Origin of the sequence: Marivita sp. (assembly GCF_051859345.1) — a bacterium.
In the GTDB taxonomy this organism is placed as follows: Bacteria; Pseudomonadota; Alphaproteobacteria; order Rhodobacterales; family Rhodobacteraceae; genus Marivita.
Genome location: NZ_JBHYFV010000056.1, coordinates 1 through 15,564 on the forward strand (window position 1 = coordinate 1; position 15,564 = coordinate 15,564).

Sequence of the window (15,564 nt, forward strand, 5' to 3'; positions counted from 1 at the left end):
GACAACACCCGAACCTCTGCCTGCGGATCATCCCCTTTGGGACACCCCCAACCTGCTCATTACCCCACACTTCTCTGCCAAGTTGACCGACCGGTCCGAGCGATCGTTGAACATCATCATCGACAACCTGCACCGCTATAGTACCGGGCAAACGATGCTCAACCGGATCAGTGCAGAAGATCTCTGGTCAAACGGGTAGGACGGCATGTCCCGCACCGCCGTGCCCTCTCGAGCCATTCAGGAATGGATACCGACATTATGAAGATTGGATTTATTGGCCTCGGCGTCATGGGGCAGCCCATGGCAGGGCATCTGATCAAAGCTGGCTACGACCTCCACCTGCATCGGGTGAAGGAAAAATCGCGCGCCCTTGTCGAAATGGGAGGCCGGGCCGAGGAGTCGGCGAAGGCCGTCGCCGAGGCCTCGGACATCATCATTCTCATGCTGCCGGATACCGCAGATGTCGAAGCCGTGCTGTTCGGTGATGCAAGCATTGCCGAGGGTTTGAGCGCGGGCAAGACGGTGATTGACATGAGTTCGATATTGCCAGTGGCCACCCGAGACTTTGCACATCGCATTGCGGGCATGGACTGTGCCTATCTCGATGCGCCTGTTTCCGGTGGTGAGGCAGGGGCCAAGGCGGCAACGCTGTCCATCATGGTCGGCGCGGCGCAAGGGGATTTCGACAGCATGCTGCCGATCCTCGAAGTGATGGGTGGAAACATCACCCATGTCGGTGAAGTCGGGGCCGGTCAGACGGCAAAGATCGCCAACCAGATCATGGTGGCCCTTACTATCGGCGCGGTATCCGAAGGCCTGCTCTTTGCGTCCAAGGCAGGTGTCAACCCGGCAAAGGTGCGCGAGGCGATCATGGGCGGCCTGGCCTCGTCGAAGATTCTTGAAATGCACGGCCAGCGCATGATCGATCGAACGTTCGAACCGGGCTTCCGCATCTCGTTGCACCAGAAGGACATCAACAACGCACTGACCTCCGCTCGCAGCCTGAAGCTCGCGCTGCCAGCCACTGCGCTGGCGCAAGAGCTATTCAACACGTGCTCCGCGCAGGGTCATGGTGATCTGGATCATTCGGCGCTGATCCGGGCGTTGGAAACCATGGCCGCCCATGAGGTCGGGTCGGAATAAAGACCAAACAGGGCTTCGCCAAATGCCTTGACCGCTTGCGTCACGTCGCAAGCGATCAAGATTCATGGCGACTTTGCCCGTTTACTTCAGATCTCTCGGCAGCAGATCGACCGGCAAATTCTGATAGCAGACCGGACGCAGAAAGCGCCGGATCGCAAGCGTGCCCACGGACGTTGCGCCGAAATTGGTCGATGCCGGATAAGGCCCCCCGTGCACCATGCTGTCGCAGACCTCGACACCGGTCGGGAACCCGTTGGCAAGCACGCGGCCTGCCTTGCGTTCCAGAACCGGCATCAGCTTTTGCCCGATTTCGGTGTCGCCTGAGTCCATATGCAAGGTGCACGTCAATTGACCCTCCAAGGACTTGGCCACTGTCAGCATCTGGTCAAAGTCATTTACCCGAACGACCAGACCAAGTGGTCCAAAGACCTCTTCGCCCAGAGCCTCGTCGGCCAGCCAGGCGTCACCGGTGGTTGCGTAGAGGTAAGGCGTCGCGTTGCGCTGGTCGCACATGGAGGTCACCACTTCCTGCACACCTGCGGTTCCAGCGATACGATCACGACCCTGACGGTAAGCGGTTGCGATGCCGTCCGTCAGCATGGTCTGGGCCGCGACAGGCTCCAGTGCCTTGCCTGCTGCTTCGATGAACGCATCTGCCTCCGGGCCGTCGATGACAATGGCGATGCCGGGATTGGTGCAGAACTGACCGGCACCCATGGTCAGCGATCCGGCCCAACCTTCGGCAAGGGCCTGCCCGCGCGCCTTCATCGCTTCCGGCAGCAGGAACATCGGATTGACCGAGCCCAACTCGCCGAAGAACGGGATCGGCGTCGGGCGCTGCGCGCAGAGATCGAACAATGCGCGACCGCCACCAAGGGAACCGGTAAAGCCGACAGCGTTGATCAGTGGATGCTGGACAAGCGCCTGTCCCACGTCACGCTTGCCGCCCTGGATCAGCGAGAACACACCGGGATGCACGCCGCATGTCACAATTGCGGCTTTGATCGCTTCGGCCACGATCTCACCGGTTCCGGGATGGGCTGAGTGGCCCTTGACGACTACCGGGCACCCAGCGGCCAGTGCGCTTGCGGTATCGCCACCGGCAGTGGAAAATGCCAGCGGGAAGTTGGAGGCGCCAAAAACGGCCACCGGGCCGATGGGGCGTTGCACCATCTTAAGGTCCGGTCTGGGAAGGGGTGCCCGGTCGGGCAGCGCCTCGTCGTGACGGCGGTCAAGGTAATCCCCCTTGAGAATATGATCCGCAAAAAGCCGCAGCTGGCCAATTGTACGTCCGCGCTCGCCCTGAAGCCGGGCTTCGGGCAGGCCGGACTCGCGGCTGCCGATCTCGGTGATCTGGTCGGCGCGCGCGTCGATTTCGTCCGCGATGGCGTTCAGGAAAGCCGCGCGCTCTTGGCGGGTCGAATACCCGTAGGTCCAGAACGCCTCTTCCGCAGCGCGGCAAGCCTGATCGACAAGCGCCGGAGTGCCGACGGCAAACTCATGCGCCGGTCCGCTCGCCGGTTCGTTCTGAAAAGTGGTCTCACCGGCGACCCATTCGCCGGCAATCAGATGCTTGCCGTGCGGTGTGAATGTGGTTTCGTCGAGCATGGGATCCTCCTGTTTCATCGGTTGTTCTGTTTCCGCCATTCGGCGAATTTCTCGAGGTTTTCTTCTTTCGTCGCCGGATAAAGCCCGATAATTGTCGCGCCGTTCTGGACCTGCTCAAGCGCGAAATCCTCGTAGGCGGTCATCTCGATGGCTTCGTCTGCGACCTCGTCCGCAAGATGCGCGGGAATGATGATGATGCTGTCATCGTCCCCGACGACAATATCGCCCGGAAACACCGGAGCGTCTCCGCATCCAATGGGTTCATTGATGGCGATGGCTTCGTTGGTGGTCAGGTTGGTCGGACTCGACGGGCGGTTGTGATAGGCTGGCATGTCGAGCCTGGCGATATTCATGGCGTCGCGGAATCCGCCATCGGTCACCACGCCGGCAGCACCGCGCATCATCAGCCGGGTGATCAGGATGTCGCCCGCACTTGCCGCATAGGCGGATTTGCGGCTGTCCATGACCATGACGTGCCCCGGCGGGCAGTCTTCGATCGCCTTGCGCTGCGGATGCTCGGGGTTACGGAATTCCACCAGTTGGTTGCGATCTTCGCGGGCGGGCATGTAGCGCAGGGTGAACGCCGGGCCGACCATGTTCTTGCCCTTTTGCGAAATCGGGCGCACGTCCTGAATGACCTGGTGGCGCAAGCCGCGCTTGAAGAGGGCTGTTGCCAAGGTCGCAACCGACACTTGCTCGAGCTTTTGTTTGGTTTCGGGTTTCAGCGGATGATCCGTCATCTTGGGTCCTCAGGTGAGGCCGTTCTCGGCCATGAAAGTGTCGAGTTGTTGCTGTTGTGCCGGTGTCAGCGGCCATGCTGACGGCGGGCGAGTCGGGCCGCAGTCCAGTCCTTGTGCAAGAAGTGCTGCCTTGACGCCAGTCACGTTGGTGCCGTTCAACTCTTCAGCGCGGATGTCCTCGAAGGCCCGCATCCCGGCAATCAATCGGTTCGCCTCGGGGTAATCTCCGGCGGTCAAGGCGGCGTGGATGTCCATGGACCGTTCCGGCCAGACATTGATCAGGCCGCTTGTGAAGCCACGCGCGCCGACCGCATAAAGCGGCGGCGCCCAGACCTCGGCAAGCCCGCCGACCCAGGTGATGCCGGGATCGCAAGCGTTGATGGCGGCGGCCAGTTTCAGCGGGTTCGGGGTGGCCCATTTCACGCCCTTCACACCAGGAAGGGCGCACAGGTCCACAATCGCCTGCGTACCGATGGCGTCGTTGCGCAGATAGAGCATCACCGGCATTCCGCCGCTCGCGTCGATGATGGCCTGGACATAGTCCAGCGTGCCACGCGGGCTGACGAAGGGATCGGGTGGCTGGTGCACCATCAAGGCCGCTGCGCCCGCTTCGGCGGAAGCTTTGGCCAGACGGCAAGCGTCGCGCAGGCTCCGACCGACCCCGGCCAACACCGGCGCACGCCCGTCGACCAGCGCGGTCACCTCGCGCACCATCGTGCAGGCTTCATCCGTCGTGAGCGCGTAGAATTCGCCCGTATTGCCGTTGACCACCGGCATGTGAACCCCGGCATTCAGCGCCCGGTCGAGGATCGGGGACAGCTTTTCCGGCGCGATGTCGCCGTTATCGTCGTACGGTGTGACCAGAATTCCGGAAATTCCGGCAAGGGCCATATCAAGATCATGTGTCATCAGAAGATATCCGGTTCACCTGCCGCGGGGCCATGCTCGCGGGTCAGGTAGTCGAAATCGCAGCCGGTGTCAGCCTGGCCGACATGCTTGGAAAACATCCAGCCCCAGCCGCGCTGGAACCGCGGTTCCGGGGCGACCCACGCGGTGCGGCGGACCTCCAGTTCCTCTTCGGACACCAGCATGTCCAGCGTCCGGTTTGGCAGGTCCAGCCGTACGATATCTCCGGTCTTGAGCAGGGCTAGCGGTCCGCCGACAAAGCTCTCGGGGGCGACGTGCAGGACACAGGCGCCGTAGGAGGTGCCGGACATCCGCGCATCCGAGATCCGCAGCATGTCGCGGTAGCCCTGCTTCAAAAGCGCCTTCGGCATCGGCAACATGCCCCATTCCGGGAATCCGGGTCCGCCCTGCGGGCCGGCGTTGCGCAGCACCATGACGTGATCCGGCGTGATATCGAGCGTTTCGTCATCCACCGCCTTCTTCATCTCGGGATAGCTGTCGAAGACAATCGCGGGACCTTCATGCGTGTGGTATTTCGGATCGCAGGCCGCCGGTTTGATCACGGCCCCCAAAGGCGCGAGATTGCCCCGCAACACGGCGAGTGAGCCCTGGTGATAGACCGGGTTCGAAAGCGGACGGATCACGTCGTCGTTGTAGACTTCTGCAGAGGCGATGTTCTCGCCCACGGTCTTGCCGTTGACGGTGACGCACGAGGTATCGAGCCGATCCTCAAGCTGTTTCGCCATCGCGAGCAGGCCACCGGCGTAGTAGAAATCCTCCATCAGGTAGTCCTTGCCGGACGGACGGACATTGGCGAGCAGCGGCGTGTCCCGCCCCAGCGCGTCGAGATTGTCAAGCGTGAGCGACACACCGGCACGGCGGGCCATCGCGATCAGGTGCACAACCGCGTTCGTCGAACATCCGGTCGCCATCGCCACAATCGCCGCGTTCTTCACCGCGCCGTCGGTCACGATCTTGTCCGGCGTGAGGTCTTCCCACACCATGTCCACCACGCGCCGACCGCATTCGCTGGCCATCCGGCTGTGGTTCGCATCCACCGCCGGGATCGACGACGCACCGGGCAGGGTGAGCCCGAGCGAATCCGCAATCGCGGTCATCGTTGAGGCAGTGCCCATCGTCATGCAGACACCGTGGCTCCGCGCGATGCCGCCTTGGACGCCGCGCCATTCCTCTGCCGTGATGTTGCCCGCGCGACGCTCGTCCCAGTATTTCCAGGCATCGGCCCCCGAGCCGAGAACCTTGCCGGCATAATTGCCGCGCAGCATCGGCCCGGCAGGCAGGTAGATGAAGGGAACGCCGGCGCTCAGCGCGCCCATGATCAACGCGGGCGTTGTCTTGTCACAGCCGCCCATCAGGACGATGCCGTCGAAGGGATGAGACCGGATGACCTCTTCTGTCTCCATCGCCAGCATGTTGCGATAGAGCATGGAACTGGGCTTGGTGAATTGTTCATCCACCGACATCACCGGCATTTCAATGGGAAAGCCACCAGCCTGAAGAACGCCGCGCTTCACTTCCTTCGCGCGTTCCGGAAAATGGCCGTGGCACGAATTGATCTCGGACCAGGTGTTCAGGACACCAATGATCGGTTTGCCGCGGAATTCCTCTTCGGCATAGCCAAGTTGCATCATCCTCGACCGATGACCGAAGCTGCGCAGGTCATCGGGTGCAAACCAGCGCGAGCTACGCAGGTTATCTGGGGTCTTGATCCGCGAATCTTTCATATCATCCTCCCGACAGGTTTCCTTATTGTATGCGCATACATTGCAAGATCGTCAATCAGAATGCTGAGACAAAAGGGAAATAAATCTGTTATTGACATGCGAGTTGGTATCGTATTCAAGTTATGTATGCGCATACATCAGCTAGGTGAGTCGCTTGACGCACCCTCTGAAGCGCGTGACTTAATGGAGCCAAACGCCGCCACCTGGCGGTGCATGGGAGGAAAACAATGCCCTTTACCCGCAGAACACTACTTGCCGCAGCCAGCACCGCTGCGCTGTTGATCCAACCGATTGCCGCAACCGCTCAGGATCTGCCGCGCAATGTCCGCATGGTCATCGGTTCGACATCGACCGGCGGTGACACCTATCAGAACTCGGCGATTGTCGCTGACGCGCTGGCGGAACATCTGGGAATCAACATCAAGGTCGACGCCGTTGGCGCATCCGAAGCGTTCAAGGCGCTTGGTCGTGACAGCCGCGGCACCACGCTGATGATCTTCCACGACCAGTCCTATCTCGGGAACCTCTATGGCGTGACCGGCTACGACAACCCGTTCGAGGGGTACACCGTTGGCCAGACCGTCGCGATAAACCCGGGCAACGCCTATCTCGTGTCCTGCGAGAGCCCCTACCAGTCGATGGAAGACATCCTGAGTGCTGCCGAAGCCGGTGAGCGTGTGCGCGTCGCCATCCAGCCGGGTGGGGTGTCCGAGATTGGCTTCTCGGCCATGAAAAACGCCGCTTCGGTCCGTTCCCCGGGTTCAGAGGAGAACATCGTCGCGGTCAACACCGGGTCGCAGTCTGACAAGAACCAGGCAATGTGGGACGATCTGGCCGATGTTATCAACGGCTCCATTCAGGCCAACGAGCAATTCACCCAACTGCCGCAGGACGACCAGAAGTGCATGCGCTTTGTCTGGATCACCGCGCGCGCCGAGACGCTTGCTCAGGCTCCGGCCGAAGGCATGGGCAACACCACACGCGATCAGTTGCTGCAATACGCATCACCCGAAACAAGCGTGACGCTGGATGGCGAAGAAGACTTCACCTTCGACAAGGAATTCTTCTTTCTCTACAATCCGGACATGGACCCGGCGATCATCGACCAGATCGACACGGCCCTGACCGAGATATTCGAAGCGGGTGAGATCCAGGAACGTCAGAAGGCGTCCTTCTTCATTCCGAACTTTCTGCCGGCCGAAGACGCCCGTCAGCATCTGATGGACAAGCGCGAAACCTATTCCGAGGTCATCGAGCAGATCTCGAGCGGTTCCTGATCGAACCGACCGGCCCGGGCGCAGTGACGCGCCCGGGCGAATTTCCGTTCTTCTGTGGGAGGAGAGAATGGGCAGCCTGACGCAGGTCACCATCGATTTCCAAAGTTCGCATCTGGTCTTTCCAATCCTGATCGGCTGCATTCTTGCCGCGCTCGGCCTTGCGATCCTCATCACCAAACGCGGCCGGATTGCCGAGACCGGCACCTACTGGCGCTTGGCCCTCGACGACATGGACAAGCCCCGTTTCTTTGGCGCGCTGGGTTTGACGGTGCTGTATTTCTCTCTGATGGTACCCATTGGGGATTTCTGGCCCAACACCGGACTTGGCTTCCTCATTTGCTCGGTTCCCTACGTCTTCGCGACTGGTGTGCTTTTCATGCATGAACGGACATTGAAACAGATGGGTGTCATGCTCGTCATTGCTGTCTGTGCACCCGCGCTGGTCTGGTGGCTCTTCACCGAGATCTTTTTCCTGACCCTTCCCTGACGGACACGCCCCATGGAATTCCTGTCGCTCATCACCCCCCTGTTCCTTGCCCTCGTTGTCGGGGGCACCTTCGTCGGGATCATCTTCGGGGCCATTCCCGGAATGACCGCAACAATGGCCGTCGCTGTCTGCCTTCCGTTGACCTATTCGCTAGGCTTGGAAAACGGGCTAGCGCTGCTGCTGGGACTTTATGTCGGCGGCATCTCGGGTGGTCTGGTTCCGGCAGTCCTACTGGGTATTCCAGGCACCCCGTCTTCGATCACGACCACGTTCGACGGCTATCCGATGGCCCAACGCGGGGAGGGAGAAAAGGCCCTGCGCATCGGCATCACGGCATCCTTTGTCGGCGGGATCATCAGTCTGACCGCACTCTACTTCTTTGCGCCGACGCTTGCGGATTTCGCCATAGAGTTCTCTTATGTCGAGAAATTCCTGATCATCCTCTTTGCACTTACGGTCATGGCCGCGCTGTCGAAAGACATGCTGATGGGCATTTTCTCGGGGTTCCTGGGGATCTTTATCGCGCTTATCGGCACATATGACATTTCCGACGGTGGCAATGGCAACCTGCGTCTTGTTCCGCCGGGCACGGAATACTGGCTGGACAGCGGCTTTTCCCTTCTGCCGGTTCTGATCGGCCTGTTCGGTCTGGCCGCGATCCTAGACGAGGCCGAGCTTGGAGTGCCGAAGGGCCAAAGCCGGGAGGATGTGAAGATCGGCTCCGGATCTACCTTTTCATTCTCGGTCTTCAAGGGACAGGCCGTCAATTTGATCCGCTCCTCGGGCATCGGCACCTTCGTGGGCATCCTTCCCGGTGTCGGTGGCTCGGCAGCGTCCATTCTCGCATATTCCAACGCCAAGACCTTCTCCAAGACGCCGGAGACCTTCGGTAAGGGGGAACCCGCCGGGCTCATGGCCTCGGAATCCGGCAATAACGGTCTGACCGGTGGCGCGCTGGTGCCGCTTCTGTCCCTCGGCATTCCCGGTGACAGCACGACGGCGCTCCTGATCGGTGCGTTTACCCTTCAGGGCATCCAGGTGGGGCCGCTCTTCATCGGCAACAATCCCGAGACGTGGAACGCGATGATCTTCGCCATGTTGATTGCCAATATCGCCATGTTTGCCATGATGTATCTGGCAATTCGCTATTTCGCGTTGGTCGTGACGATCCCGAAACACGTGCTGTTTCCGATCATTCTGATGATGTGCGTGATCGGGGCCTACACGATCAATTACGGCATCATGTTCGACGTCTGGACTTTGTTGATCTTCGGCCTGTTCGGCTGGGTCGCGGTCAAGCTCGGGCTCGAGGTCGCACCGTTCATCATCGGCTTTATCCTTGGCCCCTCGGCAGAGATCTACTTTGTGAAGAGCCTCGAAAGTTTTGGTGACCTGACAATTTTCTTCACCAAGAGCTGGATCGCCGCGGTCTTGTGGGTACTGATCATCGGATCCCTGATCGCATCGGTTTATATGTCGAAGCGTCAGCGAAAACTGGAAGCTCGCTCGTCATAGCGCTTGCGTGACGCCGGGAGGGAGTCAAAATATGCCCCCGATGACACAGGAAAAGACCAGACAGAACGGAGCGTCCTCGAAGCGCGTGACCATGGCCGCCGTGGGCCGGATGGCCGGAGTGAGCCAGGTCACAGTTTCGCGGGCATTGTCGGACCCCTCCAAGGTGTCTCCGGATGCGCTGCGCCGCATTCGAGAGGCGATCGAGGTTACCGGATTCGTGCCCAACGCCATCGCGGGGGCGCTTGCGTCGAACAAATCGAGGCTGGTCACCGCCCTGATCCCGTCGATCACGAATGTCGTCTATTCGTCGTTCGTTCGCAGTTTCAGCGAACGAATCCGACAGGCGGGGTATCAGATCCTGCTGTCCGAAACAGGTTTTGACCCGGCCGAGGAAGAAACGCTGATTGCGGCGCATCTGTCCCGCAGGCCGGACGCCATGCTTCTGACCGGGATTCATCACAGTGCACAGGCCCGTCGCTTGCTCTTGGGGGCCAATATCCCGGTGGTCGAGGTTTGGGATCTGACGAGTTCGCCCATCGACCTGTGCGTCGGGTTCAGTCATGCCGACGCGGGCCGGGCAGTTGCCGAATTCGCCCGCACCAAGGGCTATGTACGGGCCGCGACCGTGACAGCAGCGGACGAACGAGCCGACCGTCGACGCGCCTCGTTTTCCGCCCGATTTGAGGCACTTGGCGGTCAACCGGTCGCGCGCGCCGATATTGGAGGGGCTGCGCGCTTTGGTGCCGGGCGTTCGGCGCTCGGACACCTGATAGAAGAAAAAGGATTTACGCGTGGCGTGATCTTTTGCAGTTCGGACGTTCTCGCTCATGGCGTGCTGGTCGAGGCACAGGTCCGGGGACTTGACGTTCCCGGCGAAATTGCCGTGATCGGTTTTGGCGATCAGGAATTCGCCGCTGATGTTTATCCATCGCTCACCACTGTCCGGGTTGACCGCGATGCCCTGGGCACGCGCGCCGCAGACCAGTTGCTGGCGCGTCTCGATTACAGTGACACCATCGAAGCCGTGACGGATGTCGGCTTTGAAGTACAACAGCGTGAGTCCGGCTAACTGCACCAACGTGATGGAAGAGACAGATAGGCCAAGGCCACTGCCCCCGGAAGCAATAGGAGTCTCAGTGGATTTGTCAGATTTTCTGTCCCGAGCTATGAGGCTGACGCAGGAAGATGATATTTGCTGTACCCTCGTCGGCTCTGAAGGGAAATCGCTTTCCTCACCCGTTCCTACCATGCATCTTCAGCCCGGTTAAGTCGACGACAGGCGTAATCGCGCCCTAAGAGCGTTTCGCATTTCTTACGGGTGATCAGGCCATTGCTATGCCGCGAAAGCGTTGAGAAATCCGGGACTGCTATATCCAATCTCATCAGCCGGGCAAGCGAACGCATCAAGCCTTGGGTCCGTCGAAGAGCTAACCGAAAAACGACACGCAACGTCAGACATTTCTCGATTGCCAGATCCGAATACCGCGCTTGGCCCTCGTGTGACCTGCGGCGCAGCGCACTCCAATTCTGGGTAACGTCATCAGCGACCCAGATCGTCAGGTCACCGGGCCCCCGGCGAATCGTGCACAAACCTGTTTGACCGCTGGATCACCGATGTCTTGCGTGCTCGTGCTCGGCGGTGCCCTTCACATCCGTTGAAGTACTTCGTCCAGCAGATTTTTCGCCAGTGGCGAAAGTGGGTGGTGTCGGTGGTGCAAGACAAGGAAAGATGAGACGATAATGTCTTCTTTAATACCGATGATCGACAGTCTCGAATTGGTTCGCGTCAGCAGCTGTGCTACCTCGCGGGTTTGCGGGGCGATGGCATCTGTCCCGGCGATGTAGCTGAGGGCGATCAACAAAGAGGAACTGTTCGTGACCTTGGACGGGGTCGGCAGCCTATGCTCCAGAAATGAATTTTCCAGCGCAGTACGGATAGGGGACCCGGGTTCTTGGATGACAAATTCGAAAGGAAGGATGTCAGACAAGGACACAATCTGGCCCGCTAACGGGTGTGCGCTGCGAACCACCAGGGACACTTCCTCTGTTCGACCGGGATAGGCATGAAAAGAGCGTGTGTCATTGTCCGACCCAAGCCTGGCCAGAACAAAATCAAATCGGCCTTCTTCCAGCCCACGGATCAAAGTAACGGAAGGTGCTACTTCGACAGTAGGTTGTATTTCCGGAGCCTTCTGGCGCATCATGGTCAAGGCTGGCACCAAGGCCCCAACGGCGGGTCCGGTGACGGCACCGACGCGCACGGTGCCGGCAAGGCCGGTGCGCAACTGTTCAACCTCGCTGTCCAACGCGTCGACCTCGGCAAGGATGACGCGCGCGCGACGCACAAAGGCCGCCCCGGCCGCGGTCGGGACCATGCCGCGCGGCAGCCGGTCGAACAGCGCTCCCCCGGCATCGGTCTCGATATCCGAAAGCAACCGTGACGCGGCGGGTTGAGACATGCCGACGGCATCCGCCGCCAATTGCAACTTGCCGCAGTCATTGATGGCGCGGATCAATCTGAGGTGTGATGGCTTGAGACGGTTGGTCAATGCGGAGGACATGGCAGAGCATAACATTTTTATTATGGCCGTCGATAAAATTTGCATTGGTTTGGTATGCGCCACTCGGATAGGCATTCGCTCAGAAGGCAGAGCCGCAATGGAGAGCGTCTGCCACGGGAGGAAAAAAACATGACCCTTAAATCTGTTCTGGTCACCACGGCGCTGGTGTCCACACTGGCAACATCGGCCTTTGCGGAAGGCCTTGTCGGAATCGCGATGCCCACGAAATCGTCGGCGCGCTGGATTTCGGACGGCGAATCGATGGTGGAACAATTCGAAGCCGCCGGCTACGAGACCATCCTGCAATATGCAGAGGATGACATTCCGAACCAGCTCGCGCAGATCGAGAACATGATCACCAATGGCGTCGATGCGCTGGTGATCGCGGCGATCGACGGCACCACGCTGTCCAACGCGCTTGAAAACGCAAGCTTTGCCGGGATCGAGGTCATCGCCTATGACCGCCTGATCCGCGACAGCGCGCATGTCAGCTATTACGCGACCTTCGACAACTTCAAGGTTGGTGTGCAGCAGGCGGAAACGCTGGTGTCGGGTCTGGAAGAGCGGTTCCCGGACGCGGAGACATGGAATGTCGAGCTGTTCGGCGGGTCGCCCGACGATAACAACGCGTACTTCTTCTATGATGGCGGGATGTCCGTTCTTCAGCCGTTGATCGACAGCGGCAAGGTCAATATCGTTTCGGGTCAGATGGGCATGGACACCGTCGGCACGCTGCGTTGGGACGGTGCGGTTGCACAGGCGCGGATGGATAACCTTCTGTCGGCGCATTACACCGATGCTCAGGTACACGGCGTTCTGTCGCCCTATGATGGTCTGTCCATCGGTATCCTGTCCTCGCTCAAGGGGGTAGGGTACGGGTCCGGCGACACGCCGATGCCGATCGTGACGGGTCAGGATGCCGAAGTGCCGTCGGTCAAGTCGATCCTCGCGGGCGAGCAGTATTCGACGATCTTCAAGGACACCCGCGAACTGGCGCGTGTCACGGTCGGCATGGTCGAGGCGGTTCTCGAAGGGGGCGAACCCGAGATCAACGACACAAGCACCTATGACAACGGCGTCAAGGTTGTGCCCTCGTACCTGCTCGAGCCTCTCAAGGTGACGGCGGACAACTGGGAAGAGCGTCTGATCGACACCGGGTACTACAGCATGGACCAGATCAAGTAAGCGTCACGCGCTGAACAAGCTGACACTGGTCTGACGGGCCGGCTCGCATTGAATGCGGGTCGGTCCACCTCAACACACCACCAATCCAAAGGCTGTCGCGATGCAGGATACGCTGCTGGAAATGCGGTCCATCACCAAGACGTTTCCGGGCGTCAAGGCGCTTGATGACGTGTCTCTCAAGGTTCGAACCGGCGAGATTCATGCGATCTGTGGTGAGAACGGCGCGGGCAAGTCAACGCTGATGAAGGTGCTGTCCGGCGTCTATCCGGCGGGCAGCTATGACGGCGAAATCCACTATGACGGCGCGCTGGCGCAGTTTCGGGACATTTCCGACAGCGAAGCGCGCGGCATCATTATCATTCACCAGGAACTGGCGCTTGTGCCGCTTCTGTCGATTGCCGAGAACCTGTTTCTGGGCAACGAGAACGCCAAGGGCGGTGTGATCGACTGGCGCGAGACCAACCAGCGCACGGAAACCCTGCTGCGCAAGGTCGGGCTGCGCGATGCGCCCACGACGCTTGTGGAAAAGCTGGGCGTCGGCAAGCAGCAGCTTGTCGAAATCGCCAAGGCCTTGGCCAAGGATGTACGACTGTTGATCCTGGACGAGCCGACATCGGCGCTGTCTGAAAGCGACAGCCAGGCGTTGCTTGACCTGATGCTCGAGTTGAAGGCGCAGGGCATGACGCAGATCATCATCAGCCACAAGCTGAACGAAGTGCGCCGCATCGCCGACACGGTCACGGTGATCCGGGACGGGCATTCGGTATCCAGCTTTGCAGCAAGCGAAGGCATCACTGAAGACCGCATCGTGCGCGACATGGTGGGTCGGTCGATGGAAAACCGCTATCCGCCGCGGACACCCAGGATCGGCGAACGCATCATGCGTGTGAGCGATTGGTCCGTGGCGCATCCCGAACATGCCGACCGGCAGGTGATCCGCAATATCGGTTTTGACGTCCGCGCGGGTGAAGTGGTCGGCATCGCCGGGCTGATGGGGGCAGGGCGCACCGAACTGGCCATGTCGATCTTTGGCCAGAGCTGGGGCCAGAGCATCACCGGCACAGTTGAAATGCACGGCAAGCCAGTGGATGTGTCAAACGTCAGCCGCGCCATCAAGGCCGGGCTGGCTTATGTCACCGAAGACCGCAAGAGCCTTGGCCTGATCCTTGACGATACCGTCACGCGCAACATCACCTTGGCCAACCTGCCCGAAGTGGCCCGCGCCTCGGTGCTGAACGATCACGCCGAAACCGAGGTGGCCGAGAAGTACCGCAAGGATCTGGGCATCCGGACGCCGGGTGTGTTCCAGAAGGTTGTGAACCTGTCGGGCGGCAACCAGCAGAAAGTCGTGCTGTCGAAATGGCTGTTCGTCGGACCAGAGGTCCTGATCCTCGATGAACCCACGCGCGGCATCGATGTCGGTGCGAAATACGAAATCTACGGTCTGATCAACGATCTGGCCGCTGCCGGGAAAGGCGTGGTCATGATCTCGTCCGAGATGCCCGAACTTCTGGGCATGTGTGACCGGGTCTATGTGATGAACGAAGGGGCCTTCGTGGGCGAGATGCCTGCATCCGAGGCCAGTCAGGAGCGCATCATGTCGCTCATCGTGAACGAATAAGGGGACAGGCATGTCTGTGGCGGAAAACACTTCCCAAAGCGCGGGCGCGACCAGTCGCATTGGCAGCTACCTCAAGGCGCATTTGCGCGAATACGGCCTGCTGTTCGCGCTGATTGCCATCATGGCGTTCTTTCAGATTGTCACAGGCGGCACGCTGCTCAAGCCGATCAACCTGACGAACCTGCTGTTGCAGAACAGCTATATCGTCATCATGGCGCTTGGAATGCTGGTCGTCATCGTGGCGGGGCATATCGACCTGTCGGTCGGGTCAGTCATGGGCTTTGTCGGCGCATTGTCCGCTGTCATGATCGTCAACTACGAGATCTCGATGGCCGTGACCATGCTGACCTGCGTGGTGGTCGGCGCGATCATCGGCGGAGCGCAGGGATACTGGATCGCCTATTGGAAGATCCCGTCCTTCATCGTGACGCTGGCAGGAATGCTGGTGTTTCGCGGGTTGTCGCTCTGGCTGCTCGAAGGGCAATCGGTTGGTCCGTTTCCGCGTGAGTTTCAGGTCATTGCAACAGGCTTCGTGCCCGATATCCTTCCCGGCGGCGAAGCGTTCAAGGGCCTGTTCGAGGTTCGCAATTTCAACATGCTGGCGTTCGCCACGGGCATTATCGCGGCAAGTTGGGTTGTCTGGTCGGGCCTGCGCCAGCGCGCGCAAAACAAGGCCTACGGAATCGAAGACGAACCCCGCGCATTCTTTGTCGCACGGATTGCGATCATTGCGCTTGCCCTGATCTTCATCCTGTACAAGCTGGCGACATTCCGGG

General features: G+C 60.1%; 14 protein-coding genes and 1 pseudogene. 9 read left to right on the forward strand and 6 right to left on the reverse strand.

From position 1 onward, the window contains the following. Nucleotides 1-199, forward strand: a pseudogene (locus tag ACTIEN_RS20605) (D-2-hydroxyacid dehydrogenase); the annotation flags it as partial. A gap of 59 nt (nucleotides 200-258) precedes the next feature. Beyond that, nucleotides 259-1,143 (forward strand): 2-hydroxy-3-oxopropionate reductase, encoded by an 885-nt coding sequence (locus ACTIEN_RS20610; protein ID WP_439525030.1) that lies wholly within the window; start codon nucleotides 259-261, stop codon nucleotides 1,141-1,143. Nucleotides 1,144-1,224: 81 nt separating this feature from the next. Here ACTIEN_RS20610 and ACTIEN_RS20615 read toward each other — a convergent pair whose 3' ends face one another. Genes ACTIEN_RS20615 through araD form a run of 4 tightly spaced genes read right to left on the reverse strand, consistent with a single transcriptional unit; the run spans nucleotide 1,225 to nucleotide 6,142 of the window. Continuing rightward, nucleotides 1,225-2,751, reverse strand: a complete 1,527-nt coding sequence (locus tag ACTIEN_RS20615) for an aldehyde dehydrogenase (NADP(+)) (RefSeq protein ID WP_439525031.1) — start codon at nucleotides 2,749-2,751, stop codon at nucleotides 1,225-1,227. Between the two features lie 14 nt (nucleotides 2,752-2,765). Next, nucleotides 2,766-3,491 (reverse strand): ribonuclease activity regulator RraA, encoded by a 726-nt coding sequence (locus ACTIEN_RS20620; RefSeq protein ID WP_439525032.1) that lies wholly within the window; start codon nucleotides 3,489-3,491, stop codon nucleotides 2,766-2,768. 9 nt (nucleotides 3,492-3,500) lie between these two features. Beyond that, complete coding sequence (locus tag ACTIEN_RS20625) at nucleotides 3,501-4,400, reverse strand: dihydrodipicolinate synthase family protein (protein WP_439525033.1); 900 nt, start codon at nucleotides 4,398-4,400, stop codon at nucleotides 3,501-3,503. Beyond that, nucleotides 4,400-6,142, reverse strand: a complete 1,743-nt coding sequence (araD, locus tag ACTIEN_RS20630) for an L-arabinonate dehydratase (RefSeq protein WP_439525034.1) — start codon at nucleotides 6,140-6,142, stop codon at nucleotides 4,400-4,402. Before araD ends, ACTIEN_RS20625 begins: the two co-directional genes overlap by 1 nt. Before the next feature lie 227 nt (nucleotides 6,143-6,369). Here araD and ACTIEN_RS20635 point away from each other — a divergent pair, with 227 nt between their 5' ends. The 4 genes from ACTIEN_RS20635 (at nucleotide 6,370) to ACTIEN_RS20650 (ending at nucleotide 10,490) form a co-directional block, all read left to right on the forward strand. Next, nucleotides 6,370-7,419: a hypothetical protein gene (locus ACTIEN_RS20635; protein WP_439525035.1), complete on the forward strand. Its 1,050-nt coding sequence runs from the start codon at nucleotides 6,370-6,372 to the stop codon at nucleotides 7,417-7,419. Nucleotides 7,420-7,486: 67 nt separating this feature from the next. Then, complete coding sequence (locus ACTIEN_RS20640) at nucleotides 7,487-7,906, forward strand: tripartite tricarboxylate transporter TctB family protein (protein WP_439525036.1); 420 nt, start codon at nucleotides 7,487-7,489, stop codon at nucleotides 7,904-7,906. A 12-nt stretch (nucleotides 7,907-7,918) separates the two neighbouring features. After that, nucleotides 7,919-9,421 carry a tripartite tricarboxylate transporter permease gene (locus tag ACTIEN_RS20645; protein WP_439525037.1) on the forward strand — a complete coding sequence of 501 codons (1,503 nt, stop codon included), beginning with the start codon at nucleotides 7,919-7,921 and terminating at the stop codon, nucleotides 9,419-9,421. A 31-nt stretch (nucleotides 9,422-9,452) separates the two neighbouring features. Continuing rightward, complete coding sequence (locus ACTIEN_RS20650; RefSeq protein WP_439525038.1) at nucleotides 9,453-10,490, forward strand: LacI family DNA-binding transcriptional regulator; 1,038 nt, start codon at nucleotides 9,453-9,455, stop codon at nucleotides 10,488-10,490. A 173-nt stretch (nucleotides 10,491-10,663) separates the two neighbouring features. On the opposite strand, the gene ACTIEN_RS20655 is transcribed toward ACTIEN_RS20650, so the two are convergent. Continuing rightward, nucleotides 10,664-11,011, reverse strand: a complete 348-nt coding sequence (locus tag ACTIEN_RS20655; RefSeq protein WP_439525039.1) for a transposase — start codon at nucleotides 11,009-11,011, stop codon at nucleotides 10,664-10,666. A gap of 56 nt (nucleotides 11,012-11,067) precedes the next feature. Further along, entirely contained in the window at nucleotides 11,068-12,045 is a 978-nt protein-coding gene (locus ACTIEN_RS20660) for a LysR family transcriptional regulator (protein WP_439525040.1), read from the reverse strand. Nucleotides 12,046-12,111: 66 nt separating this feature from the next. Here ACTIEN_RS20660 and chvE point away from each other — a divergent pair, with 66 nt between their 5' ends. The 3 genes from chvE to ACTIEN_RS20675 all read left to right on the forward strand — a co-directional run. Continuing rightward, nucleotides 12,112-13,167: a multiple monosaccharide ABC transporter substrate-binding protein gene (gene chvE / locus ACTIEN_RS20665; protein ID WP_439525041.1), complete on the forward strand. Its 1,056-nt coding sequence runs from the start codon at nucleotides 12,112-12,114 to the stop codon at nucleotides 13,165-13,167. A 100-nt stretch (nucleotides 13,168-13,267) separates the two neighbouring features. Then, nucleotides 13,268-14,788 carry a multiple monosaccharide ABC transporter ATP-binding protein gene (mmsA, locus tag ACTIEN_RS20670; RefSeq protein WP_439525042.1) on the forward strand — a complete coding sequence of 507 codons (1,521 nt, stop codon included), beginning with the start codon at nucleotides 13,268-13,270 and terminating at the stop codon, nucleotides 14,786-14,788. Nucleotides 14,789-14,798: 10 nt separating this feature from the next. Next, nucleotides 14,799-15,564: ABC transporter permease subunit (locus ACTIEN_RS20675; protein WP_439525043.1), on the forward strand; the 766-nt coding region annotated here is incomplete at its 3' end.